At 60.7% G+C, this 24,456-nt stretch carries 26 protein-coding genes, 1 tRNA gene and 1 other RNA gene; 21 read left to right on the plus strand and 7 right to left on the minus strand.

Annotation, left to right across the window (positions count from 1 at the left end; genetic code table 11):
- Positions 1 to 12: 12 nt before the first annotated feature.
- The 6 genes from ISN74_RS06755 (at position 13) to ISN74_RS06780 (ending at position 6,582) form a co-directional block, all read left to right on the plus strand.
- Positions 13 to 645 carry a DotU family type IV/VI secretion system protein gene (locus tag ISN74_RS06755; RefSeq protein ID WP_203546715.1) on the plus strand — a complete coding sequence of 211 codons (633 nt, stop codon included), beginning with the start codon at positions 13 to 15 and terminating at the stop codon, positions 643 to 645.
- Positions 642 to 2,321, plus strand: coding sequence for an OmpA family protein (locus tag ISN74_RS06760; protein WP_188798607.1), 1,680 nt, complete (start codon positions 642 to 644; stop codon positions 2,319 to 2,321). Before ISN74_RS06755 ends, ISN74_RS06760 begins: the two co-directional genes overlap by 4 nt.
- A 99-nt stretch (positions 2,322 to 2,420) precedes the next feature.
- Positions 2,421 to 2,903 carry an Hcp family type VI secretion system effector gene (locus ISN74_RS06765; RefSeq protein WP_188798608.1) on the plus strand — a complete coding sequence of 161 codons (483 nt, stop codon included), beginning with the start codon at positions 2,421 to 2,423 and terminating at the stop codon, positions 2,901 to 2,903.
- A 137-nt stretch (positions 2,904 to 3,040) separates the two neighbouring features.
- Positions 3,041 to 5,728, plus strand: coding sequence for a type VI secretion system ATPase TssH (gene tssH / locus ISN74_RS06770; RefSeq protein ID WP_188798609.1), 2,688 nt, complete (start codon positions 3,041 to 3,043; stop codon positions 5,726 to 5,728).
- A 9-nt stretch (positions 5,729 to 5,737) separates the two neighbouring features.
- Positions 5,738 to 6,154, plus strand: coding sequence for a type VI secretion system baseplate subunit TssE (gene tssE, locus ISN74_RS06775; protein WP_188798610.1), 417 nt, complete (start codon positions 5,738 to 5,740; stop codon positions 6,152 to 6,154).
- An 8-nt stretch (positions 6,155 to 6,162) separates the two neighbouring features.
- Entirely contained in the window at positions 6,163 to 6,582 is a 420-nt protein-coding gene (locus ISN74_RS06780) for a lytic transglycosylase domain-containing protein (RefSeq protein WP_188798611.1), read from the plus strand.
- Here the strand turns inward: ISN74_RS06780 and ISN74_RS06785 are convergent.
- Positions 6,579 to 7,634 carry a glycosyltransferase family 9 protein gene (locus tag ISN74_RS06785; RefSeq protein WP_188798612.1) on the minus strand — a complete coding sequence of 352 codons (1,056 nt, stop codon included), beginning with the start codon at positions 7,632 to 7,634 and terminating at the stop codon, positions 6,579 to 6,581. The genes ISN74_RS06780 and ISN74_RS06785 overlap by 4 nt on opposite strands.
- A gap of 16 nt (positions 7,635 to 7,650) precedes the next feature.
- On the opposite strand from ISN74_RS06785, the gene ISN74_RS06790 reads away from it, so the two are divergent.
- From ISN74_RS06790 to ISN74_RS06825, 8 genes are all read left to right on the plus strand, one after another.
- Positions 7,651 to 8,406 carry a 3-deoxy-D-manno-octulosonic acid kinase gene (locus ISN74_RS06790; RefSeq protein WP_229679054.1) on the plus strand — a complete coding sequence of 252 codons (756 nt, stop codon included), beginning with the start codon at positions 7,651 to 7,653 and terminating at the stop codon, positions 8,404 to 8,406.
- Positions 8,403 to 9,161, plus strand: coding sequence for an MBL fold metallo-hydrolase (locus tag ISN74_RS06795; protein ID WP_188798613.1), 759 nt, complete (start codon positions 8,403 to 8,405; stop codon positions 9,159 to 9,161). The genes ISN74_RS06790 and ISN74_RS06795 overlap by 4 nt, the downstream gene beginning before the upstream one ends.
- 84 nt (positions 9,162 to 9,245) lie before the next feature.
- Positions 9,246 to 9,338 (plus strand) — tRNA-Ser (locus ISN74_RS06800).
- An 87-nt stretch (positions 9,339 to 9,425) separates the two neighbouring features.
- An RNA gene (ffs, locus tag ISN74_RS06805) (signal recognition particle sRNA small type) lies at positions 9,426 to 9,522 on the plus strand.
- A gap of 98 nt (positions 9,523 to 9,620) precedes the next feature.
- Complete coding sequence (dnaX, locus tag ISN74_RS06810; RefSeq protein WP_188798614.1) at positions 9,621 to 11,297, plus strand: DNA polymerase III subunit gamma/tau; 1,677 nt, start codon at positions 9,621 to 9,623, stop codon at positions 11,295 to 11,297.
- Positions 11,298 to 11,315: 18 nt separating this feature from the next.
- Complete coding sequence (locus tag ISN74_RS06815; RefSeq protein ID WP_188798615.1) at positions 11,316 to 11,639, plus strand: YbaB/EbfC family nucleoid-associated protein; 324 nt, start codon at positions 11,316 to 11,318, stop codon at positions 11,637 to 11,639.
- 124 nt (positions 11,640 to 11,763) lie between these two features.
- On the plus strand, positions 11,764 to 12,363 hold the full coding sequence (gene recR, locus ISN74_RS06820; RefSeq protein ID WP_188798616.1) for a recombination mediator RecR: 600 nt from the start codon (positions 11,764 to 11,766) through the stop codon (positions 12,361 to 12,363).
- Positions 12,364 to 12,389: 26 nt separating this feature from the next.
- Positions 12,390 to 12,734 (plus strand): histidine triad nucleotide-binding protein, encoded by a 345-nt coding sequence (locus tag ISN74_RS06825; protein ID WP_188798617.1) that lies wholly within the window; start codon positions 12,390 to 12,392, stop codon positions 12,732 to 12,734.
- Between the two features lie 73 nt (positions 12,735 to 12,807).
- On the opposite strand, the gene ISN74_RS06830 is transcribed toward ISN74_RS06825, so the two are convergent.
- From ISN74_RS06830 to ISN74_RS06845, 4 genes are read right to left on the minus strand one after another with little or no spacing between them, the layout of a single operon-like run.
- Positions 12,808 to 13,389, minus strand: coding sequence for a Slp family lipoprotein (locus ISN74_RS06830; protein WP_188798618.1), 582 nt, complete (start codon positions 13,387 to 13,389; stop codon positions 12,808 to 12,810).
- 50 nt (positions 13,390 to 13,439) lie between these two features.
- A complete protein-coding gene (locus ISN74_RS06835) occupies positions 13,440 to 15,428 on the minus strand; it encodes a transglutaminase TgpA family protein (RefSeq protein WP_188798619.1) in 1,989 nt (662 codons plus the stop codon).
- On the minus strand, positions 15,425 to 16,372 hold the full coding sequence (locus ISN74_RS06840; RefSeq protein ID WP_188798620.1) for a DUF58 domain-containing protein: 948 nt from the start codon (positions 16,370 to 16,372) through the stop codon (positions 15,425 to 15,427). Before ISN74_RS06840 ends, ISN74_RS06835 begins: the two co-directional genes overlap by 4 nt.
- 13 nt (positions 16,373 to 16,385) lie before the next feature.
- The gene (locus tag ISN74_RS06845; protein ID WP_188798621.1) at positions 16,386 to 17,327 is read right to left on the minus strand and encodes an AAA family ATPase; all 942 of its coding nucleotides are present in this window, start codon (positions 17,325 to 17,327) and stop codon (positions 16,386 to 16,388) included.
- On the opposite strand from ISN74_RS06845, the gene ISN74_RS06850 reads away from it, so the two are divergent.
- Positions 17,326 to 18,945 carry an ArnT family glycosyltransferase gene (locus ISN74_RS06850; protein WP_188799554.1) on the plus strand — a complete coding sequence of 540 codons (1,620 nt, stop codon included), beginning with the start codon at positions 17,326 to 17,328 and terminating at the stop codon, positions 18,943 to 18,945. The genes ISN74_RS06845 and ISN74_RS06850 overlap by 2 nt on opposite strands.
- Here ISN74_RS06850 and ISN74_RS06855 read toward each other — a convergent pair whose 3' ends face one another.
- Together ISN74_RS06855 and ISN74_RS06860 are read right to left on the minus strand one after the other, a co-directional pair.
- Positions 18,946 to 19,530: a Maf family protein gene (locus tag ISN74_RS06855; protein WP_188798622.1), complete on the minus strand. Its 585-nt coding sequence runs from the start codon at positions 19,528 to 19,530 to the stop codon at positions 18,946 to 18,948.
- Entirely contained in the window at positions 19,527 to 19,979 is a 453-nt protein-coding gene (locus ISN74_RS06860) for a hypothetical protein (protein WP_188798623.1), read from the minus strand. Before ISN74_RS06860 ends, ISN74_RS06855 begins: the two co-directional genes overlap by 4 nt.
- A gap of 197 nt (positions 19,980 to 20,176) precedes the next feature.
- Here ISN74_RS06860 and ISN74_RS06865 point away from each other — a divergent pair, with 197 nt between their 5' ends.
- The 6 genes from ISN74_RS06865 to acpP all read left to right on the plus strand — a co-directional run bounded on the left by ISN74_RS06865 (position 20,177) and on the right by acpP (position 24,449).
- Complete coding sequence (locus tag ISN74_RS06865; RefSeq protein ID WP_188798624.1) at positions 20,177 to 20,656, plus strand: YceD family protein; 480 nt, start codon at positions 20,177 to 20,179, stop codon at positions 20,654 to 20,656.
- 18 nt (positions 20,657 to 20,674) lie between these two features.
- Positions 20,675 to 20,869 (plus strand): 50S ribosomal protein L32, encoded by a 195-nt coding sequence (rpmF, locus tag ISN74_RS06870; protein WP_115476792.1) that lies wholly within the window; start codon positions 20,675 to 20,677, stop codon positions 20,867 to 20,869.
- A 164-nt stretch (positions 20,870 to 21,033) separates the two neighbouring features.
- Positions 21,034 to 22,008 carry a beta-ketoacyl-ACP synthase III gene (locus tag ISN74_RS06875; RefSeq protein ID WP_188798625.1) on the plus strand — a complete coding sequence of 325 codons (975 nt, stop codon included), beginning with the start codon at positions 21,034 to 21,036 and terminating at the stop codon, positions 22,006 to 22,008.
- Positions 22,009 to 22,197: 189 nt separating this feature from the next.
- The gene (fabD, locus tag ISN74_RS06880) at positions 22,198 to 23,139 is read left to right on the plus strand and encodes an ACP S-malonyltransferase (protein ID WP_188798626.1); all 942 of its coding nucleotides are present in this window, start codon (positions 22,198 to 22,200) and stop codon (positions 23,137 to 23,139) included.
- 28 nt (positions 23,140 to 23,167) lie between these two features.
- Entirely contained in the window at positions 23,168 to 23,908 is a 741-nt protein-coding gene (gene fabG, locus ISN74_RS06885) for a 3-oxoacyl-ACP reductase FabG (protein WP_188798627.1), read from the plus strand.
- Between the two features lie 301 nt (positions 23,909 to 24,209).
- Positions 24,210 to 24,449: an acyl carrier protein gene (gene acpP, locus ISN74_RS06890; RefSeq protein ID WP_038616856.1), complete on the plus strand. Its 240-nt coding sequence runs from the start codon at positions 24,210 to 24,212 to the stop codon at positions 24,447 to 24,449.
- Positions 24,450 to 24,456: the final 7 nt, after the last annotated feature.

Consider the following 24,456-nt stretch of genomic DNA (forward strand, 5'->3'; position numbering starts at 1 on the left):
GCGCCTTCAAGCATGCGCGAGTGCCTGCGCGAGACGGCGTTGCAGGTGTCGCTGATGGCGCAGGGTGGCCGCTCCCAGTCGGTGGAGGCGCTGCGTGAGCGCTGCATGAGCGTGGTAACGGAATTTGAGCTGGCACTGGATGCGCTTCAGGTTCCGGAGGATGTGCGGAATGAATTGGTACACGCACAATGCGCTCTGCTCGACGAAGTGGCGCTATCCAATCCGTCACCGGAAGACCACGGCGAATGGGCGGCACATCCGCTCCAGGTAGAGCGTTTCGGCAATTACGATGCCGGTGAGCGTGTGTTCGATAAGTTGAGCGAACGTATGCGGCAGGCGCCGCCGAATGTCGAAGTGCTGCAATGTTACGCGGCCATTCTCGGCTTGGGTTTCAGGGGTAGGTATGCGCGCGAAGGTGAGGCGGCTCGAAAGGCGCTGATCATGTCGCTGCAGTCGTTGCTGGCCAAGCTTCAGCCTGCTGTTGACCAGTCTTTCATCATCGACAAGACGCGCAGGTATACGTGGTTCCGCTTATCGCCATGGGCGGCAACGGTCGCCGCATGCATCGTGGCTGCATGCGTGTATGTTGCCTGCAATCGGGTTTTGGATGTTCAGTTGGCGCAATTGCTTACTCAGTCGCCATGATGGGTTATAGCGTGCTTGGCTATCCTTACCGCACGCAGGTGGCGTTTTGCACGCTGCTGGCGATCGGACTTGCGCTGTGCGTGGCGCCAGTCGTCGCAACGACGGCATGGATCTTGGCTGGTTTGGCGGCTGCAGTGGGCCTGTTGTTTATTATCTGGCGCAGCCTCCACTTGCGTCGCGCGACTGTTCGCCATGGCGCGGAGTTGGCCGCACTGGCCGCGGCGACGTCTTATTTGCCGCTGCGGCTGCGTACGCGCCTGCCGCTGGTGCTGGTGATCGGCAATCATCTCGATCAAGTGTTTGATCGCGGCGGCTCTTCGGACGCGCTTGTCCATGTAGGCGATGGCGCTATCTGGCTGCGTGCCGATCATTTGAAAGACCTTCCGCATCTTGCAGTGGCGTTGCGCCAGTGGCGCGACGGCCGTGCGCCGGACGGCATTGTAATGATGCTTTCGCCAAGCGCTTATGCGGATGTAGAAGACCTGTTCCAGGCGTTGAGGCTGACGCGACAGGCGGTAAGCGACACTTCACGTCTGCTGGGTAGGAGTTTGCCGGGTTACCTCGCTGTTTATCAGCGCGTCACCGACGACGAGATGTCTTCGTCATCATGGTTTGGCGTTTCGTCGGCATGGTCGATGCGCGACATGAGTCGCTTTGATGCCATTTCGAGATCCTTCGACACGGATATTGAGTGTTCCGATGGCGATCGCTTCAAGGCGTGGCGTGCTGCGGCGCTATCGGGTCTGATCGACTGGACGTGCGACGTAGTGTTACCGGCGCTGCAAGAGCGCCGGCAGCCGTCGCCTCCCTGGTCGCCGCACGGCGTGGCGTGGGTCGATGCAGGGTTGGGTGTATCCCCTGGTACCTCATCCGTCTGGAGCTCGGCCTTGCAAACGCGTACGCGTGTGGGTACGCCGACCTGTACAGGGACTGCGACACCTTGGCCACTTCCGCAGCCATTGATTGAAGCGATGCCTCAGCAAGCGTGGATGTCGCCACGTTTACGCGCCTTGGCACATGCGCTATGCCTTCTGGCGTGTGCTGCCGCGCTCGCTCTTGGGTGTGCAGCCTACAACAATAAAACGTTATTGGCGCAGACATCTGAACATCTGGACCGTTTCAGGTCGATTCCGGCGGCACATGATGATGCGCGCCGTAGAGCGCTGAGTGTGTTGGTGGATGACCGCGATCGGCTCGATCGATACCAGCGTACAGGGGTGCCAATACGGCTTGGTTTGGGCTTGTATCACGGTGCCGCAGTCATTCCTTCGCTCAATAACGCTATTGCTTCCTATCAACCTCCACCGCCGCCGCCCACGATATTTACCTTGGATAGCATGTCGTTGTTCGACACGGGAAAAGCCGCACTTAAACCCGGCTCGACGCGTCTGCTCGTCAACGCGCTGGAATCGATCAAGGCGCATCCGAAAGATCGCATTCTGGTGGCGGGTCATACCGATGATGTAGGCAATGCCAGTGCAAACCTGCAGTTGTCGGTGGCACGGGCTGTAGCGGTACGCGATTGGCTGATGGAAGCTTCAAACGTTTCCGTGTCGCGCTTTGCCATTCAGGGTTACGGCGATACGCGGCCCATCGCGGATAACGATACCGCTGAAGGTCGGGCACGCAATCGGCGTGTGGAAATTACGCTGATACCCGATGCCCCTGGCGGTTGAGCGTCTTGCAACTTTTGACCCCGGCTTCAAGGCGTCGGGGCGCCCCCGGAAACTTGTTGTCCGGGATCTTTGAAGTACCAATCTTAAGGAGAATCGAACATGGCAATTCCTGCCTATATGTGGATTAAGGACGACGGCGGTGCGGACATCAAGGGTTCGGTGACCGTGCAAGGCCGTGAAGGAAGCGTCGAAGTCGTGGCGCTGGATCACAGCGTGAACATTCCGACGGATTCGAACACGGGCAAGCTGACGGGTACCCGCATTCATAGGCCAATCACCTTTACCAAGGAAACCGATTCGTCAACGCCTTACCTGTACAAGGCCGTGACCAGCGGGCAGACGCTGAAGTCGATCGAAATCAAGTGGTACAAGATCGATGACGCGGGTAAGGAAGTCGAGTACTTCAATACCAAGCTGGATAACGTCAAGGTGGTGGCGGTGAAGCCGAAGATGCACGACATCAAGAACCCGTCTTTTGAGAAGCACAATCATCTGGAAGACGTGGAGCTGCGCTACGAGAAAATCACTTGGGCGTACAAGGACGGCAACATCATCCATTCCGACAGCTGGAACGATCGCTAAGCAATTAGGTTCGTTCCCACGCCGGTGCGGGCTCGCAGCCTGCGCCGGCTGCAGAAGCTTTACGTCGCGCTGCCGGTAGCTGCGATGACTTTCCTTCAATGCCCCCATGAAGGGCAAGGTTCTATTCGGCCGCCATCATGACACTTCGCGATGCCACCCATTTGCTGCGTAAACTCAACCCGCATATGACGGCTGCTCTCGAAGCCGCCGTTAATTTTTGCCAGGCACGCATGCAGGGCGAGGTCGCGCTTGAACATTGGCTGCTCAAGCTGATTGAGCACGGTGATGGAGATGTCCCGATCGTTCTGCATCATTATCGCATCGATATCGACGCCGTTTGGGAAGCCCTGCTGGCAGCGATTGATCGTTTTCCCCGTGACTTGCGCGGCAAGCCAGCGTTGTCGCGTGCATTGGCCGATGCGCTGCAGGATGCCTGGTTGCTCGCATCCAGGGATGAGTCACCGTCGATCCGTTCAGCGCATCTGATGGCCGCTTTGGTGGAGTCGCCGCATTGGCTGCGCGCTACGGATGCGTGGTCCTTGCTGTCGATAAGCGCAGCGCAGATACGGCGATTGATGCCGGTATTGGATCGGCAGTCGGTGGAATCCATGACCGACGACGTCATCGATAGTGCTGCAATCGGTGAAAAGTCAGTCGACGAGGATGCGCCGGCATCGCGCGAGCCTGTTTCTACTGTGGCCAGCCGCTCTGCCAAGGAAGAAGCGCTGGCGCGATTTGCCATCGACCTCACGGCCAAAGCCCGTGACGGCAAGATCGATCCGGTCTTCGGACGCGATCGCGAAATCGCGCAGATGGTTGACGTGCTAGGCCGTCGACGTAAAAACAATCCCATCTTGGTCGGCGAGCCGGGTGTGGGCAAAACAGCTCTGGTAGAAGGGCTTGCTTTGTGTGTGGCCGAGGGTAGTGTTCCAGCCTCGTTGCGTGACGTGCGCATTTTGACGCTGGATCTTGGGTTGTTGCAGGCCGGTGCGGGTGTGAAGGGCGAATTTGAACAGCGCCTCAAAAACGTGATTGACGAAGTACAGCGATCGGTCACGCCGGTGCTTCTATTTATCGATGAGGCGCATACGCTCATTGGTGCGGGAAATAGCGCAGGTGGCGCCGATGCGGCGAATCTGCTGAAGCCTGCGCTGGCGCGCGGCGAGCTGCGTACCATTGCAGCGACGACCTGGTCTGAATACAAGGAGTATTTTGAACGCGACGCAGCGTTGGAGCGTCGCTTTCAATTGATCAAGGTGGATGAGCCGGACGATGCCACGGCGTGCTTGATGATGCGCGGCCTGGTGGATCGTTATGCGGCTTATCACGATGTGCGTATCCTTGACGAAGCGCTTGTCGCGGCGGTCAAGTTGTCACGCCGTTACATTCCTGGCCGTCAGTTGCCGGACAAGGCGGTAGATCTTATTGATACGGCAGCGGCGCGCGTGCGCAAAGCCTTGGAGTCGCCACCCGTGGAGCTGCAATGCGCACGCGCCGAAGTGGTGGCGTTGGAGCGTGAGCTGGAGGTCGTCGAATACGATCGGAAGGCGGGAGTCGCAGTGCCGGATACACGCCTGCACACGATTGAAGCGCAACTTGCAGCCGCACGCACAGCCTCGAATGCTTTGCAGACATGCTACGACCAGGCGCTGAGTGAGGTAGCCGCATTCCATGATCAGCGTGACGGTGATGCAAACGCCACGCCTTCGACCTTGGCAGTGGCGCGCCAGTCATTGATGCTGGCGCAAGGTAAGTCGCCCGTGATTTCCCCGGATGTCGATGCCGCTGCCATCGCGCGCGTCGTGGCAGAGTGGACGGGTGTTCCGGTTGGCGATTTGGTGGAAGATGAGCTGATCGGTCTTCTTGCCCTGGAAAGTCGCCTGACCGATCGCGTAGTGGGGCAGGGCGACGCGCTCGCCGTGTTAGCGCAAAGCTTGCGCACGGCTCGCGCCGGCCTGAAAAACGAGCATTCGCCACTCGGTGTGTTTTTGCTGGTTGGTCCTTCGGGCGTGGGTAAAACGGAGACCGCGCTGGCGTTGGCAGATACGTTGTTTGGCGGTGAAGCTTCGCTCACAACCATCAATATGTCCGAATATCAGGAGGGGCATACGGTGTCCCAGCTTAAAGGGTCGCCGCCTGGTTATGTCGGTTATGGTCGTGGAGGGGTGCTCACCGAGGCGGTTCGGCAGCGCCCGTATAGTGTGATCCTGCTTGATGAAGTGGAAAAAGCCCACCGCGATGTGCTCGAAATTTTTTATCAGGTTTTTGATCGCGGCAGCATGCGCGACGGAGAAGGGCGCGAAGTAGATTTTCGCAATAGTGTGATCCTGATGACGTCCAATCTGGGGGCTGAGCAGATTATGGATCAGGTCGATACGGATCCGGATATCAGCAGCGAAGCGTTGCTGGCCGATATTCGCCCCATTCTTACGGATCACTTCCAGGCAGCGTTGCTTGCACGGTTTCAGCCCATCGTTTATCGCCCGCTGGATGCGGAAGCACTGACAGCCATCGTGCGTATGAAGTTGATGCACGTCGGCGAGCGATTACGGCGTCAGCATGGCATCGCACTTCACTGCGAAGATGTGTTGCTGGCCACTTTGGCACAGGCTTGCCTGATTCGAGAGTCTGGCGCTCGTAATGTGGATGGCCTGCTCAATACACAGGTCTTGCCCGTGTTGGCGCGTGAAATTCTATTACGCATGCAAGGTGGCGAGGTGCTGGGTGAAATATGCCTGGGCCTCTCCGAGTCCGGAGGGCTTGCCATCGATTTTGTGAGCCGTGCCTGCGCGCTTGACGTAAATGTGACTGCGGTCGAGGCATAAGGGGGCGGTATGCCGACTGGGCCATCCTTGTATGAGTTGCTTTCCGGCCATATTGGCGAGGTTTCGCTGGATACGCATGACGAGGCAACACAGGAGATCCTGAGCGTGATGGAGAATCTCAAGCAGATTCTTAATACGCGAGCCGGCGCGCTCAAACATCTTCCGGATTATGGGTTGCCGGATCTGAGCCAGATCTATCGTGCGTTGCCGGCTTCGGCGCACTTGCTGAAAACCCAGATGCAGAAAACGCTGCTGTCTTACGAGCCGCGGATTCGCGCGATTGATCTTGAACTGCTGCAGGATACCGACCCGGGTATGTTGGTCAGCTACGACCTTACCTGTCATTTAAAAAAAGGTGGTTTGGTACGTTACGGCACGCATTTTGAGCCAAGTGGACGGGCTTTTATGCATCTTCGCGGGCGGTGACAGATCGAATGCGTGGCGCTCTGCTGATTGTTTTTCTGCTTGTTTCGGCCGCATGCCATGCCGATTGCATTGATGAGGCTTCGACCTACCATCAGGTGCATCCTTACATTTTGCGTGCCATTGCGTTTCAGGAGTCGCGCATGAAGCCTTCGGTGGTTAATCGCAATACCGATGGAAGTACGGATTTTGGGATGATGGGCATCAACTCCGTGCATCTATCGGAACTGGATCGCTATGGCGTGAAACCGCATCAGTTATTCGATCCGTGTGTGAGTGCCTATGTGGCGGCGTGGTATTTGCGCCAGAAAATGGACAAGTATGGCAATACTTGGCGAGCCGTCGGCGCATACCATTCGGAAACGCCGCAAACGGGCGCTATGTATGTGGCGCAGATAAAAAGAATTCTCTATTCCTGGGGTGTGCACTAACGCGAATGGGTGCGGTAGCCCATTGCCTCGGCAGCGGCCTCGAAGCGTTCGATGACGTCGTTGATCTCGATCAGATCCATCACGCCCGGCCGTTCGATCTTGCTGCCCCACGGAATCTCGCTGGCTGGTTTGCCGAAGTATTTGCGCGAGGCGGCGTCGTATTTGTCGACGCACCAGCGGCGATCGGAATAGGGGCCTGAGCGTTCCGGATTGCTCGCGGCATGCAGACCGAGCACCTTCATGCCAACTGTGTTGGCCATATGCATCGGACCCGAATCGGGCGTCAGCAGCAGTTGTCCGCGGCAGAACATCCCCATCAGCTTCTTGAGCGTGTCCTTGCCAGTAAGGTCTAGCGGCTGATGGCGACAGGCAGCGAGTACTGCATCAGCCATGCTGCGCTCAGCCGGTGAAGGCCCGCCGATCAGCGCGACGCGCCAATACTTGGCCGCGGCGTGATCCATCACTGCGGCGTAGCGTTGTGGCTGCCAGTTGCGCAAGGTGTGGCTGGAAGTGGGGCTGACCAGCAGCGTGGGTTGATCGCCGGGCAGTTGCTCCGTTGCCCAGGCATGGTCCTGCTCGCCAATGGGGATATCCCAGCGCACATCCGTTTGTTTCAGGCCAAGCGGTTCGCAGAAACTGCCGATGGCCTGCAGCACATGCTCGCCGGTGCGGGCTGGGATGCGCTCGTTGATCACCAGCCCGTGCAGATCCTTGGCGCGGGCAGGGTCGTAGCCGATGCGCTGTTTGGCCTTGATGCCCAGACTCAGTGCGTTCGAACGCAGTGCGACCTGCATGTGCAGCAGGGCATCAAACTGACGTCCACGCAGGGCCGACCATACCTCGCGCATGCCCGCCCAACCGGCGCCCTTGTCGAAGGTGACGAATTCCACGCCCGGCAGATCGCCCACCAGCTTGCGTTCCAGCTTGCCCACGATCCAGGTCAGCGAGGTCTGCGGCCATGCCTGCTGCAACGTGCGGACCAGCGGCACCACGTGGGTGACGTCGCCAATAGCGGACGTACGCAGCAGACATATGGATTGGGGAGCGGACATGTAGAATCTTCGGGCAATGAACCAGAACAGGGCAGCGCCAGCACCGATGCACGAGCAACTGCACCAGGACGCCGAAGGTGTGATTCTGTTCGACGCCGACCTGTCGCCACAAGTCGATGGCGCCTGGTTCGACCTGGACTACTGGCGGGAGCGTGCCGCCCTTAGCACACTGGGCGGCGGTCGCGGCGGTATCGCCGTCATTGCCACGCCGGCTGGTGAATGCGTACTGCGGCATTACCGACGTGGCGGCATGGTGGCGGCCTTGATGGGAGATCGCTATCTGTGGACGGGCGCGGACCGCACCCGCAGTGTCGCCGAATTCCGCCTCTTGCAGGCCATGGGCAAGCTGGGCTTGCCGGTGCCGCACGTCGTGGCGGCACGTTATCAGCGCGCAGGGCTGTACTACCGCGCCGATCTGATCACCCGGCGCATTGCCGAGACGGGGACACTGGCCGAATGTCTCGCCGAGGGTCGTCTGGATGCGGAGCTGGCGCAAGAGGTCGGGGCGCTGGTCGCGCGCTTTCATCGCGAAGGCATCTGGCATGCGGATCTCAATGCGCACAACGTGCTGGTTGCGCCGGCTGCGCTTTACCTGATCGACTTTGATCGTGGCCGCATACGTGCGCCCGGAGCAGGTTGGCGCATGGCGAACTTGCAGCGGCTGCGGCGCTCGCTATTCAAGCTCGGCGCAGCCGCCGATGGTGAGGAAGCTTTTGATCAGAAGATCTGGCCCCCCCTGATGTATGGCTATGAGCGTACGCTAAGCGCATGAACTGGCATTTGCATTTTCTTGGTACGGGCGCTGCGCATGCGGTGGAACTCGGTTCATCATCCGCGGTACTGGAATGCGATGGCAAACCCTTGCTGCTGATCGACTGCGGTCCCGATACGTTGGACCGTTATCTGGCCGCCTACGGCGAACCGCCGCAAAACATCTACATCACGCATACGCACATGGATCACGTGGGCGGGATGGAGCGCTTGTTTACGCGTCTGTGGTTCAACGAAGCCTTGCGTGGCCGCACGCGCGTGTTTGCGCATGCGGCGCTGGTTCCATGGCTGCAGATGCGTGTGGCGGATTACCCCGGCGTGCTGGCCGAAGGTGGTGTGAACTACTGGGAAGCATTCCGGCTGGTGCCGTGCTCACGCGGGCTCTGGTTGGATGGCCTGTGGTTCGACGTGTTTGCAACGCGGCACCATCGGCCGGACACATCGTTCGGCATTGGCTTGCATGGAAGTTTTGTCTTTACCGGTGACACACGTCCGATTCCGGAAGTGTTGGCGCATTACGCAGCAGAGCCGGCGCTGATTGCCCACGATTGCGGTCTGGTTGGCAATCCTTCCCATACCGGCATCGACGATATCGAACGCGAATACGATGCCGCCCTGCGCTCACGTTTGCTGCTGTACCACTACGGCAGTGCTGCGGATGGCGCGGCGTTGGCCGCTCGCGGATATCGCATTGCGAGCACCGGACAGCACATCGCGCTGGCCGCTCCGCTGCCCCCGCGACCGGACGCCGGCTGAATCTCTCTCTTGTCTGAGTCAGGCCCAGACGCTATCCTTCCGCTTCTTTGCCGGGCTTGTGACGGCAAAAAGGGTTTTGCGTCCGGAGAGGTGTCCGAGTGGTTGAAGGAGCACGCCTGGAAAGTGTGTATACGGCTTATACCCGTATCGCGGGTTCGAATCCCGCCCTCTCCGCCAGCGCAATCATGGTTGAAACTGGCTACGCCTTGAAGTCATCGGGTTAGACGCCAGTTTCAGGCTTGAAACCCACGTCTATGGTGGCCCCGTCGGTCCCCCCGCGACGATAGTCCGCAAATCCCGCCAGGTCCGGAAGGAAGCAACGGTAGTGGATGATTCGGGTGCCGGGGTGTGGCTGGCGGGGCCGCCGCCTTTTGTGCCCGGCGACGCCGTCGCATGACTTGCCTTGAGCGACTTGGCACAATCGGCTTCTAGCCCTCTGCCTCAGAGCATTCCCAACGCATGTCCTATCAGGTACTCGCGCGTAAATGGCGCCCCCGCAAGTTCGCTGAACTGGTCGGTCAGGAACACGTGGTACGCGCCTTGACCAACGCCTTGGACAGTGGGCGCATGCACCATGCCTATCTGTTCACCGGCACCCGTGGCGTCGGCAAGACGACCATCGCGCGCATCTTCGCCAAGTCGCTCAATTGCGAGCGTGGCGAATCGGCTGATCCCTGCGGCGAATGCGCGGTCTGTACCGCGGTCGATGCCGGACGTTTCGTCGATCTGCTGGAAATCGACGCGGCCAGCAACACCGGCGTGGACGACGTACGTGAAGTGATCGAGAACGCACAGTACGCACCTGCGCGCGGTCGCTTCAAGGTCTACCTGGTGGACGAAGTGCACATGCTGTCCAAGCCAGCCTTCAACGCCTTGCTGAAGACGTTGGAAGAGCCACCGCCGCATGTGAAGTTCCTGCTGGCGACGACCGATCCGCAAAAGCTGCCCGTGACGGTGCTATCGCGTTGCCTGCGCTTCAATCTCAAGCGCCTGTTGCCCGATCAGATTGCCGGCCAGATGCATCACATCCTCGGTGCCGAGCATATCGAGTATGAGGATGCCGCCATCGCTGAGCTGGCGCGCGCCGCCGATGGCTCGCTGCGCGATGGTCTGTCCTTGCTGGACCAGGCCATCGCCTATGGCGGTGGTTCGCTGAAGGCAGACGAGGTCCGGGCGATGCTTGGCAGCGTGGAACGCGGGCAGGTGCTCGGCGTGCTCGGTGCACTGGCTGCTGGCGACGGACAGGCCTTGATGGTGGAGTGCGCGCGTATTGCGTCGTTCTCACCGGATTTTGGCAGCGTGCTGGATGATCTTGCCGCAGCGCTGCACCGTATCCAGTTGATCCAACTGGTGCCCGGTTACCAGCCGGATGCCAACGATGGCGACAGTCATGCACTGATCGGCCTTGCCGAACGGATGACGGCCGAAGACGTGCAGCTTTACTACCAGATCGCCACCGCCGGAAGGCGTGATCTTGCCTTGGCGCCTGATACCCGCACCGGCTTCGAGATGGCCTTGCTGCGCATGTTGGCGTTTCGTCCGTCCGATGATGCAGCTCCTGCAGCTCCTTCCAGTGGACAGCGAGTGATGCCGCCAGCGCCGCCACAGCGCGCGCCGATGGCATCATCCGCGCCCGTTGTTCCACCAAGCGCACAACCGCCTCGCCATGAAGCTGCTGCGGTTCCCTATCCCGCGCCATCGCGAGCGCCTACGCCTGCCGCGCCCGTTCAACGCATGGCGGATGCGGGTGGTTTGCCGGATTGGGAAAGTCTGATTCAGCGTGCCGACCTTCGCGGGCCGCTTGGCCAGCTCGCGCAGAATTGCGCTTTGCAGGGCAGGGATGGCAATACGATGATCCTGGCATTGCAGCCAACCTATATGCACCTGGCCGTCGAGCCGATCGTGAGCCAGATTGCCGATCGTCTCAGCGATGTCGTGGGTCAGCCGATCAAGCTGCGTTTCGTCAGCGACAGCCAGAGCGCTGCACATACCCCGGCGGCACGCGCAGCCGTCGCACGCAGCGAAGCACAGTCCGCTGCCGAAGCGTCGATCGAAGGCGATCCGGTGGCGCAAGCTTTGAAACGCGAATTTGGTGCGCGTGTGGTGCCGCAATCCATCAAACCATTTGAATCCTGATATTTCGGAGTAAACGTCATGAGAGGACAACTTGGCCAGCTGATGCAGCAGGCGCAGCGTATGCAGGAAGACATGAAGCGCGCGCAGGAAGAGATTGCCAAGCTTGAAGTCACCGGCAGTTCCGGTGGTGGCCTGGTCAGCGTCGTGATGAGCGGCGCGCACGAAGTGCGCCGCGTGCAGATCGATCGCAAACTATTTGCCGATGATCCGGAGATGGCTGAAGACTTGGTTGCCGCGGCGATCAACGATGCGGTGAACAAGGTGGCCGAGGCCAGCAAGAACAAGCTCGGTGGTGTCACCGCCGGGATGAACCTGCCGCCTGGTTTCAAGATGCCGTTTTGATACGTCACATTCATTCCCTCTTCCTTGGGAGAGGGTTAGGGTGAGGGAGCCATCTTGTGTTGAAGTTTGAAGCAAGCACAGCCCTTCATCCCCGCCCTCACCCTTGAGGAGAGCGTAAAGGTCTATGAGCTCATCCCCTCTGCTCAGTGAACTGATCGAAGCCCTGCGCTGCTTGCCCGGCGTAGGCGGCAAGAGTGCGCAACGCATGGCCTTTCATTTATTGGAGCGCGAACGCGAGCGCGGCTTGAAGCTCGCCGCAGTGCTGCAACAGGCCATGCAGAACATCGGTCATTGCACGCGCTGCCGCAATTTCAGTGAAACGCCAGTGTGCTCCATCTGCGCTAGCGCCAGTCGCGATCGGCACGTGCTCTGCGTGGTTGAATCGCCCACTGATCTGGCAGCGATCGAACAAGCAACCGGTTATCGCGGCCAGTATTTCGTACTGATGGGGCGGCTTTCGCCACTCGATGGTCTCGGGCCCGAGGAACTTGGTCTGGGTTTGTTGAGCGAGCGTCTGGCCGAAGGCGACGTGGAAGAGCTGATTCTCGCCACCAATCCGACTGTCGAAGGCGAGGCTACCGCACATTATCTGGCGCAACTGGCGCGCGCAGCGGGCATCCGGCCGACCCGGCTGGCGCACGGGGTCCCGTTGGGTGGTGAACTGGAATACGTCGACCGCGGCACCCTCGCGCATGCTTTCGGTAGCCGGCAATCCGTGGAATAACCTGCACACAGCGAAGGAAAACACTTATGGGTGACACCATCTTCGGCAAGATCGTTCGTCACGAAATTCCCGCTGATATCGTTTTTGAGAACGATGAGGTGTTGGCCTTCCGTGATCTCAATCCGCAGGCGCCGGTCCATGTGCTGTTCGTGCCCAAGCGGACCATCGCCACGTTGAACGATGCCACCGGGGCCGACGCAGAACTGCTTGGCAAACTGCTGCTCGCTGCTGCCAGTTATGCGAAGCAGGAAGGTTTCGACAAGGAAGGCTATCGCACTGTCATCAATTGCAATGAGCATGGCGGTCAGACCGTGTTTCACCTGCATGTGCACCTGCTCGCAGGCCGTCGTATGACCTGGCCGCCGGGCTGATTCGCAGCGCTTTTTAGCGAGGTACAAAAAACGCCGGCAGATGCCGGCGTTTTTCATCAGGTGATCAGAACGATCAGCGGTGGCGAACCACGATGACCGGCGGTGCGTACCAGCCGCCGCCCCAGCCCCAACCGCCACCCCAACCCCAGCCTGGACCCCAATACGGGCCCCAGAAGGGATCATACCAGCCCGGGCCATACGGATAGCCTGCGTAAATCTGACGCTTCGGCCACAGGTAGACCACATTGGTTTCCACGCGCGGATAGGCGTAATCGTAATCACCCACCTTGCGGGTCATGGTGCCCTGGATGGTGCCAGTGACAGTGATCTCGCGGCCCGGCTTGAACACTTCCGGATCATAGAAGCCGGAGCGGCAGGCGACGAAGCGGCCCTGGCTGTTGTTGTTGTCGCGGACCGGACGCGCCTGGCTATCAAGCGGGCGACCCAGTACATAGAAGCAGGTCGACTGCTGACCAGGCTCGGTGCTGATGATGTCACCACCCCAGCGCACCTGCGTGCCGTTAGCCGGGGCCTGCTGGGCATTCAGTGATGAGATGTTGGCGTAGTTGCCCTGCAGCGGCTGTGGCACGGTGGCGCACGCGGCCATCAAGGTGCCGACCGCAGCGAGGCTGAGAATTCGGAAAAGGGGAGACATGGTGTGTTTCTCCATCATGGGCGGTTACATGCTACATCGTCGCGCGCAGCTTAGACCACGTGACGCGGTTGGAAATTCCGTACTGCCCGTCTAAACATGCGCAAAGATTCAGGGGATGGTTCGGCAGTGGCGTAGCGCAGATCGATATAGCACCTCATCAAATGGTCCAGTTCGGCGCGCTGCGTGGGCAACGCGCGGCCGGCGCGGCGAAGGTAGTGTTGCGGCCCCTCGCTGCGCCCTCGAGCGACGCCTGCACGACCAAGCTTGCGCTCCAGCGCACGCATGGCCGCCAGGGCCGGGTCGCCCTCCGGTCGACGCCACAGCGCCCATGCCAAGCCTGCTGCGCCGAACACCGCGATGCTGATGGCCAACAGCTTTTCCAGCATGTCGGTGTCGACATCGCGAATGCCAAACGGAGTCAGCATGCCGCGCTGGCGCAATGCGTCAAAACCGATAACGCCTTCGTTCCACCATCGGTTGACGATGTCCCAGTGATTGCGAAGCGATTCCAATACACCAGATTCGTACCAGGGCAGCAGAGGGTTACTCCCTCCCGCTGCCGTACCGAGGTTGATGCGTTGCGGACGAACCGCCGCCGTGGGATCGATGCGTACCCAGCCATGGCCATCCAGCCATACTTCGCTCCACGCATGTGCGTCAGAATTACGCACCAGCAAGTACTGGCCGATGTTGTTCCAGAAACCGCCCTGGTAGCCGGTGACGACGCGCGCTGGAATACCGGCGGCACGCATCAGTACAGTGAAAGATGATGCGTAGTGTTCGCAAAAACCTTCGCGTGTGTTGAATAGAAAATCATCCACCGCATCGTGGCCGAGCGGCGCCGGCACCAGGGTGTAGCTGAAACCGTCGTTGTGGAACATCTGCAACGCGGCCTGGATGATGGCGGCATCGTTGCGGCCAAAGCGTTGCCGCCACTGCGCGGCCAGTGCATGCGTGCGGGGGTCGAAATCTGGCGGCAGCTGCAAAGCATGCTGGCGCGTAACAGGATCGAGTACGGGTTGAAAACGATATCGCAGGGCGGAGCGCGCGGTGTAATCCAATGCGTCGTTGACTGGCTTGTCCGCAAAGACTTCACCATCCGCATGCATTTGCGATTGCGCGGGTGCTTGCAGTGGCAGATCCAGAACAGGCAGCACACGCTGGTGGGTGGGCTCAAGGTTGATGTGGTACGTAATGGTGCTTGCCGCTTCGATGGTGGGAGCCGCGTCGCTGGGCGAGTCGAGTCGTCTCCAATCCTTCCCGTCGTAATCCCACATCACATAGGCACGGAAGTAGCGCAGGTTTTTCAGTGGTGGCGCACTGTCGAAACTTACCCGCATGGCCGGGCTGTCATCGGTAAGTAGTTCGGTGAAGTCGCTCGGCGACATCTGATCGCTCAGTCCGGTAGTAGCCGCTTGGGTGCTGGATGTACCCCATAGCGGCGAGCTGAGCCGCGGCAAGAAGACAAACGCGGCCAATGCCAGGGGCAGCGATATCATCAGCAATAACAACGCAGGAAGCAGTTGGCGTGGCAGATTGATGGGTATCTGCGTCGGTTCCAGCGATCGCCAAGTCGTCAGCGCCGGCAGCAGGCCGAGCGCAACGATCAGGGTTGCGGTCAAACCCTGCCCGAACAAGAGGGCAGCCATCAGCAGGAAACAACCGAAGGCTGCACCCACGCGCGCATCTCGTGGTGTTTCGCTTTCGCTCAACTTGAGCACCAGCAAACCTGCAGCCAACGCCGATCCAGGATCACGGCCGAATACATTGCCGTAATCGAGCACGACTGCAGCGACCAACAGGAGCAGTGCCGGTACTCTCAACCATCCGGGTACTCGGCCCGGACGATGCCTGCGTTGCCACCAGCGCAAACCGAGCGCGGCGAACAGCGTGATGCTCAGCCAGACCGGCAGATGTCCGGCATGGACAGCCAACACGAACGCAGTGGTGATACACAGTAAGTCGAAGCTGCGATCACCTAACCGTTCCTGTGCGCGCCGATGTCTACCGCGCGCTATGGCCGTGAATAAAGCATTCATGGCAGCAACGCCAGTGCGCTCATGCCGCGCGCGTAATGGGCGTGGCCGCTGCCCAGTTCGATGGCTTCGCCTGGCAGCCAAAGACTCCATGGGCGGCCTTGCGCCTGTGCTTCACCGAGCCAGCGTGCAAGGCGGGCAATGCGCGCCTCGTTGCTCATTCCGTGCAATTGACGCCAATCGAGTTGCCATTCCTGCCGGGCTTCAGGTTGTTCGTAATCCTTGACCAGCAAGGATTCATGACGCGCGCTGGCCTTCCATGCCACATGGCGCATGGAATCGCCGCTGCGGTAATCGCGCAGTGCGGCCAGGTCTTCGCCGCGGTGCAGGCGTTGGCGACGATTATCTTCGGCCGGTAACGTGGGAGCGGGACCGGAAAGTTCGGGCCGCGGCCACACCAGCACCGCGTAGTTCGCATGCATCCAGCTCCACGCGCGAAACAGCCCTAGTGGCCAGGTGGTCCAGATGCGAAAGCGCGGCAGGCTGAGCCAGCCGCGTTCTTCGGTAGGCAGACGAAGGGTGACATCCGTACGCCCTTGCACGTCGAAAGCGCGGGTTTGTTCGTCGAGATCAAGCCGTACCGCTTGCCGCAGTCGCGTCGCTTCCATGTCGAAAATAATGTCGATCGGCTCGCCGGCGATGGCGTGTCCGGCGCGCAGCCCCCGCAAGCGCAATCCGTTGAGCGTGCGGAACGCGATCAGCATGCTGATCGCCGTGGCCGCGCCGAGCATGCAGGTAAGGAGAAGCGCGGCATTGTTCGAGTAGTTGAGGCTGCCTGCCATCATCACCAGCAGCAGCACCGTGAAAGCCAGGCCAAAGCCGGTCGGTACGATGTAGATGCGGCGCCGATGCAGTTCGATCGGCAGTTCTTCTTGTCGTCGATGTCGCGTCAGCGCCGGCAGTCGACGCTCCACCCATTGCTGCAAGCGCTGGAACTGAGCACGCATCAACGTCAGCGCTTCAATCGACCGCGACTTCGTTCAACAAGGTGCGTGCCAGCATCTCGCCGCTCGCGCCGCGTGCCGCGACCAGGCGATGCGCCGCCAGCGGCACGAACAGCGCCTGGAGATCTTCCGGCAACACATGACCACGATCGCTGATCATGGCCCACGCACGCGCCGCGGCAAGCAGGGACAAGCCTGCGCGTGGCGACAATCCCACCCGGATATCGGGATGACGGCGGCTGGCAGCCAGCAGCGCCTGCAGGTAATCGAGCAGGGCGGGGCTGGCGGTAATCGCCTGTGTTTGTCGATATAGGAGGTTGAGGCTGGGCGCGTCCAGTTGTGGCGTCAGGCGTGTCAGCAAATCACGACGGTCCGTGCCGGTGAGCAGTTCGCGTTCAGCGCTGGCGTCGGGATAGTCGAGCGAGACGCGCAGCATGAAACGGTCGAGTTGCGAGTCCGGCAAGGGAAAGGTGCCAGCCAGATCCAGCGGGTTTTGGGTGGCCACCACAAAGAACGGTTCCGGTAGCGCGTGGGTTTGGCCATCCACCGTGACTTGTCGTTCGGCCATGGCTTCGAGCAGGGCGCTTTGCGTTTTCGGCGTGGCACGGTTGATTTCATCGGCCAGTAGCAACCCGGCGAACACCGGGCCAGGATGAAAGCGGAACTGCCCCGTCTCGCGCTCGTACATGCTGACCCCGATAATGTCCGACGGCAGCAGGTCGCTGGTGAACTGCACGCGCTGGAAGTCCAGCGCGAAGCTCGCCGCCAGCGCATGCGCGAGCGTGGTCTTGCCGACGCCGGGTACGTCTTCCAGCAACAGGTGTCCACCTGCGATCAGGCAGGTAAATGCCAGTTTGACCTGACGTGCCTTGCCAAGCAGTACTTTGTTGACCTGGGCAATGGCGGCATGGACTTGCCGTTGCAGGTTTTCATCACGAAGCGGGGTGATGGCTGACATGGGTTTGTGGAAGGCACGGATAGATTCGGAGAGTGATGCCAGTGTAGTCGCCGGCCTTGCGCGCTGGCGAGCGGCATTCGTCACGGCCTTCGTATGTCTGCTTGTCGTGAAGCTGATACTTGCCGCCACGTTGCAGCCGTTCGGCGACGAGGCGTTCTATTGGCAGGAAAGCCGCCATCCGGCCTGGGGTTATAGCGACTTGCCGCCGCTGACGGCATGGCTGATTCGCGTCGGTGAGGCGATTGCGGGGCACGGTGTGCTGGGCATGCGCTGGCCATTCCTGCTGATGGGGAGCGCTTTGCCGTGGCTGCTGGTGGTGTTCGGCCGTCGCGTGTTCGGTGCGCGCGCTGGTTGGCAGGCCGGATTGCTTTGTCTGTGCCTGCCATTGGCCGGCAGCCTTGGGGTGATGGCGATGCCCGATGTGCCGCTTACCGTGGCAGGCACTGTCGCCATGCTGGCCTTGTTGCGGGTGATGGACGAAAGCCGTTGGCGAGACTGGTTGCTGCTCGGCGTGGCGCTTGCTGTTTGCTGGATGAGTCACTATCGCGCTGCCATGTTCATGCTCGCGGGCTTGTTGCTATGCCTGCTGACGCCGCGTGGTCGTCAGCAATGGACGCGTGGTGGTTTCTGGCTGGCGATGGGTGTTGCTGCAATCGGTTTGCTGCCACTGCTCATTTCCAACTGGCAACAGCATGGTGCTGGCTTGGCCTTCCAGTTGGTTGAGCGCAATCCTTGGCGTTTTCATGCCGATGCATTGGTGCAACCGTTGGAACAGGCGGTGACGTGCACGCCATTGCTCTATATCTGTCTGCTGTGGGCCGCCTGGCATGCCTGGAAGCGTCGTGCGGCCGGGCCGTGGGATGTGATCGCCTTGCTGTCGCTGACGTTTATCGTGGTCTATTTCGTTGCCGGTTTGTTTGCGGATGATCAGCGCTTCCGCGTGCACTGGCCATTGCCAGGTTACCTGCCTTTGCTAGCGGCGCTTCCAGTGTTGCTACATGAAGCACACGTATCTTTGACATGGCGCAGGTTTGCACTGGCTGGCGCAACATTGGCGTTTATGGCGCAGCTGGCCGGATTGCTTTATCTCGGTCTCGCGGCGTATCCGGATACGGCCCGATGGCTGGGCGCTGCACGCGCTTTTCCAACCGCCTTCATTGGCTGGCAGGAGAGTGCTGATATCGCCAGGGAGCAATTCGCTGTACGTCCCGCGGTGCTGGTGGCGGACAACTTCATGATGGCTGCGGAACTGGATTTCCAGTTCGATGGGCAGCGCCCTGTCTACACACTGGATAGCCCGTTGAACGTCAAGTACGGCCGCGCGCCGCAAGTGGCGCTATGGGGGTGGAATGAAATCGCATTGCGTCAGCAGCACGCGGGCGAGTCGGTTTTGCTCGTTGTTGACGAACATGCCTTGCGCGAGCGCGAGCGCGGACCTTGGCTCGGGTCTTTGTGTGCACGCATCGACAACCTGCAGCCGCTGCAAAGGCTGAGCTTGTTCGATGGTCGCAAGAGTGTCGCGTTTTATCGAGGACAAGTCGCTGCCGCGCCGTTTACAGCCGTTGCCAGTCCGGGGGATTGCATCGCCTGGCGACGTGCGGCAGCAGGTGAGGAGTGATCAGGGGACGCTGATGCCGGTGTCACGCAGCAACTGCGCCAGCGCAATCATGGGCAAACCAATCAGGGCCGTGGGATCGCTGTTTTCAATGCGTTCGAACAGGCTGATGCCCAAGCCTTCGCATTTGAAGCTGCCGGCGCAATCCAAGGGTTGTTCGCGTTCGATGTAGCGCGTGATTTCCGCGGCATTCAAGTGGCGGAAGTGAACGCGCGTGAGATCGAGATGCGTGCGCTGCGTTCCATCACGGGTATCGAGCAGGCAAAGCGCAGTATGAAAGTTCACGGCGTGGCCCGAGCAGGCCGCGAGCTGCGCATGGACACGTTCGGCGGAGCCCGGTTTTTCCAACAGCACGCCGTCCAGTTCGGCTACCTGATCCGAACCGATGATCAGGACATCGGTGAGCCCGGCTCCAGCATCGGTGGCCTTGGCTACCGCCAGCCGCATGGCGCGCTTGGCCGGCGCCTCATCGGGCCGTTCATCTTCAATGGTTCCCGGTGAGCGTGCTTCGAACGGCAGGCCGAGCCGTTGCAGCAACTCAGCCCGATAGCGGGAGGTGGAACCCAGGATCAGCCTGCGTGCCGTCACGGCTGGGCATCCAGCCGGATGTGTTCGCGCATGGCGCTGTCCAATTCGTTCTGGGCCTGACCCAGTGCCTGGAGCAGGGGGCGTAGCCGTTCGCGGGTCTGTTCCATGGCCTGGGTGGCGTTATTCAGTTCGGCCTGGGAGGCCTTCGGCGCATGGTCCCGGATCCAGATCCGCTGCTGCAGCAGCGCCAGCAACCCCGCGTCAACGGCATGGGCGGCCTCTTTTTCGCTGTCGGCGGGCAGGTCCGGGTTGAGCGACATCACCGCATGGGCCTGCTGTAGCCGGGTGCGGCAGGATTTCAGGTCGGCTTCCAGCCTATCGGCCAGATCCAGCAGGTGTCGGAGGCTGGTAGTCCGCCGGGTGATTCGGCGCAGGACAAGGGCGCCGGCGAGGGCGGCGACCACTAAGATGAACAGGACGGCCAAGCCGATCGTGAGATAATTATCCACTTACAATGCACGGCTCTGGCGGGATTGAGGCGCAGTCTGCCGTATGCGCCGGGTTCAGGCAAAGCCGGATGGTGGGGGTGTGACACGGTTTGCGGCTCCCCTTTGCCGATCCGGGGCGGTTGACTTGACCGGGTCGGAAAATTTACTATTTCATAGTTATGTCCGTGACACTGCCAGAGTCCGTGGACGCTTGGCGCATGGTTTCGGCGCGGCGTTCGTTTCAGGGAGCACTGCCCATCGCCGCAATGCCTCGCCTCTGCGAAGCACTGGCGGATGATGCAGGCGTGGCTTCGTATGAGCTCGATTTTGGTCGGGACGAGTACGGCACGGCTTATGTCGATGTCCGTGTCCAGGCGCCCTTGTGGCTGATCTGTCAGCGGACGCTCGAGCCATTCGTCATGCCTGTCACGGTCGACAGCCGACTGGGTCTGATCCGTTCCGAACGCGAAGAATCCGCGTTGCCGGGGGGGGTGGAGCCGCTGCTGGTGGCCGAGGACGCCAAGTTGAACCCGATCGATGTGATCGAGGACGAATTGTTGTTGGCGCTGCCGCTGGTGCCGGTCAATCCGGACAGTGAGCTGCCTGAAGAAGTCATACGCCCGCCGGAGGAAGCTGTTTCCGCCGGAGAGCGCCCCGATAACCCGTTCGCGGTATTGCGCGAACTCAAGAAGACCTGATTAAGCTGGAGAACCACCATGGCCGTTCAAAAGAGCCGCAAGACCCCGTCCACTCGCGGCATGCGTCGCTCGCATGACAAGCTGAGCACCGTGCAGCTGGCCACCGATCCGACCAGCGGCGAAGTGCATCGTCGTCACCACGTGACGGCCGATGGCTACTATCGCGGCAAGAAGGTGATCGACACCAACGTTTCGGTGGTCGAGGAAGACTGAGCCACCCCGCGAGCCTACAGGCTTAAGGGTCGGGTTCGGCAGGCGGCGCGGTGACGCGCCGCTTTGCGTTCCGGCGTCCGGCAACGTAACGTTGCGGTTCTAAAGTGCCTGTCACCCGCGCGGCGGATGGCGCAAGGCACTCTCCGCTTGCTGATGGATATTCAATGGCTCAGATCTACTCCCGCCTTCTTGGTACCGGCAGTGCGCTGCCAGAGCGCGTCCTCACCAACGCCGATCTCGAGAAGTTCGTCGACACCAGTGACGAATGGATCCGCGAACGCACCGGCATCCGCCAGCGCCACGTCGCTGCCGAAGGCGAAACCACGGGTGATCTGTCTACGCTTGCTGCGCAGCGCGCGCTGGAAGCTGCAGGCGTAAAGGCCTCCGAGCTGGACCTGATCGTACTGGGCACCACCACGCCCGATATTATTTTCCCCTCGACCGCCTGCCTCGTGCAGCACCGTCTCGGTGCGAATGGTTGCGCGGCGTTCGACGTCAATGCTGCATGCTCGGGTTTTGTCTACGCGCTGGGCATAGCCGATAAGTTCATTCGCAGCGGGCATTCGAAGAAAGTGCTGGTGATCGGTGCCGAAACGCTGACCCGCATGATCAACTGGGAGGAGCGCGAAACCGCCGTGCTATTCGGCGATGGTGCTGGTGCTGTGGTGCTGGAAGCTTCCAGCGAACCGGGCATCTACGCCACCTGCCTGCATGCTGATGGCGGCCATAAGGAACTGCTGTACAACCCGGTAGGCGTTTCCGTCGGTTTCAAGGATGCGCCCAACCATGGCGTGGTCATCCGCATGTCTGGTCGCGAAGTGTTCAAGGTGGCGGTGAAGACACTCGACTCGCTGGTCGAGGAGACGCTCGCAGCAGCCGGTATGGAAGCATCACAGCTCGATTGGCTGATTCCGCACCAGGCCAACCTGCGCATCATCGAGGCGACCGCCAAGCGCCTGAACATGTCGATGGATCAGGTGATCGTCACCGTCGATAAGCACGCCAACACCTCGGCTGGCTCCGTGCCGCTGGCGCTTGATTACGCCGTGCGTTCGGGCAAGGTCAAGCGTGGGCAGAATTTGTTGCTGGAAGCCTTTGGCGGCGGCTTCACGTGGGCTTCCGCGCTGCTGCGGTATTGAGTCAAGCCACAGAAGGCTCCGGTGCAATGGTTCCGGGGCTGCTCGTTCACGTTCAATCGTATGTATGGCGTTGCCTGAAGGCGGCGTATGTGTTGACGAGCCTGCAGCCTGCTTGCCAACAAAACGGCTGCGTATGCACATGAATGCTGGCACCATTGCGCCTTTCATTTTGAGGCACGCGCATTTCCTATGAGTTCTGCTTCGCTCGCTTTCGTTTTTCCTGGTCAGGGTTCTCAGTCGGTTGGCATGCTGGCTGACCTGGCGGCTGCTCACGGTGAAGTGAAAGCCACTTTCGACGAAGCCTCGCAAGGCGCGGGAGTCGACCTGTGGACACTCAGCCAACAGGGGCCTGAAGATCAGCTCAATCGCACCGAGAACACCCAGCCTGCGCTGTTGGCTGCCAGTGTGGCGGTGTGGCGGGTATGGCAGAAGCTCGGTGGTGCGCAACCGGCGCAACTTTCCGGGCATAGCCTGGGTGAATACAGCGCGCTGGTTTGCGCTGGCACCTTGTCGCTGCACGATGCGGCGGCGCTGGTTGCGGAGCGTGGGCGCCTGATGCAGGTCGCCGTTCCTGCCGGTGTAGGCGCCATGGCAGCGATTCTTGGCGGCGACGATCAGCAGATTGCCGATGTGTGCGCCGAAGTCGCGCAGGGGCAGGTCGTTGCACCGGCCAATTTCAATTCGCCCGGACAACTGGTCATCGCCGGTCATGCCGAGGCGGTGGATCGGGCATTGGCCCGTCTTGCCGAACGGGGCGTTAAAAAGACGGTGAAGTTGGCGGTGTCTGTGCCGTCGCACACGGCGCTGATGCGTGAAGCATCGGACACGCTGGGTGAGCGCATGACATCGATCAACTGGCACGCGCCAGCCATTCCCGTGGTGCAGAACGCCGAAGCGCGTGCCTACACCTCGTTGGACGATATCCGCGGCGCGTTGCAGCGTCAGTTATATCTGCCTGTGCGCTGGAGCGAATGCGTCCAGGCGCTGGTCGCTGGCGGCGCAACGCGCATGGTCGAGTGCGGTCCGGGCAAGGTGCTTGCCGGTCTGATCAAGCGTATCGACAAGAGCGTCGAAGCACGTGCGATCGGCGCACCGGCCGAACTCGATGCCGCTCGCAGCGAATGGGCTTGATGGATCAACGGTCACAGGAAATCGAAGCATGAGCACACTGCAAGGTGAAATTGCGCTGGTCACGGGTGCTAGCCGCGGCATTGGCGCGGCGATTGCCGATGAGCTGGCCGCGATGGGCGCAACCGTCATCGGCACGGCGACGAGCGAAGCGGGCGTTGCAGCGATCGGCGAGCGGCTTGCTGCGCACGGCGGCCACGGACGCGTGCTGAACGTCACTGACGGCGCGGCAGTAGAGGCTCTGATCGATGGGATCGCCAAGCAATTCGGCGCAGTGTCGATTCTGGTCAACAACGCTGGCATTACCCGCGATCAGCTGCTGATGCGCATGCGAGATGAAGATTGGCAGGCCATTCTGGACACCAACCTCACCTCGGTCTACCGCACCTCCAAGGCGGTGATGCGAGGCATGATGAAGGCGCGCAAGGGCCGCATCATCTCGATCGCTTCGGTGATCGGCCTTACCGGCAATCCCGGGCAGGCCAACTATGCGGCAGCCAAGGCCGGCATTATCGCCTTCTCCAAATCGCTGGCGCGCGAGATCGGTTCGCGTGGCATTACGGTCAATGTGGTGGCGCCGGGCTTTATCGATACCGATATGACCCGTGGCTTGCCGGAAGAGTCCAAGCAGGCCCTGCTGGGCCAGATTGCCCTCGGGCGTCTGGGCGAGGCCGTCGACATCGCCAAGGCCGTCGGCTTCTTGGCGTCGCCCGCGGCGGCCTACATCACCGGCGAGACCCTGCATGTGAATGGCGGCATGTACATGCCCTAAGTACGCCTGAGACTAAGGCGGGCTTGAAAAGGACACGGCCGGCGCAAGCTGAGGGCCTATGGCCCAGGATGTTGGGCCGTGTTGTTTGAAACTTGGTGGCTCTTGGGCCGCCGAGACAAGAGGAGTCGTCACGGCGGCGGTTTTAGGCGACAATTGGCGCTTTCGCGTCGACGCGGGCACCGTGGCGGCTTGTTTTCACTGGCATATGTGGCGGCTCAGCAACTTAGCCACTACAATGCCGCGGAATTTGCCGGTGAAAAATCCGGCAAGACAGACACACCCCTTGGGAGGTATAGGCAACATGAGCACCATCGAAGAACGCGTCAAGAAAATCGTCGTCGAGCAGCTGGGCGTGAAAGAAGATGAGGTCACGGCGAACGCTTCGTTCGTGGACGATCTGGGCGCGGATTCGCTGGACACGGTCGAATTGGTGATGGCTCTGGAAGAGGAATTCGAAACCGAAATCCCCGACGAAGAAGCCGAAAAGATCACCACCGTGCAGCAGGCCGTGGACTACATCAAGGCCCACACCAAGGAATGATTCCTTC

This window comes from Dyella caseinilytica (assembly GCF_016865235.1).
Taxonomy (GTDB): domain Bacteria; phylum Pseudomonadota; class Gammaproteobacteria; order Xanthomonadales; family Rhodanobacteraceae; genus Dyella_B; species Dyella_B caseinilytica.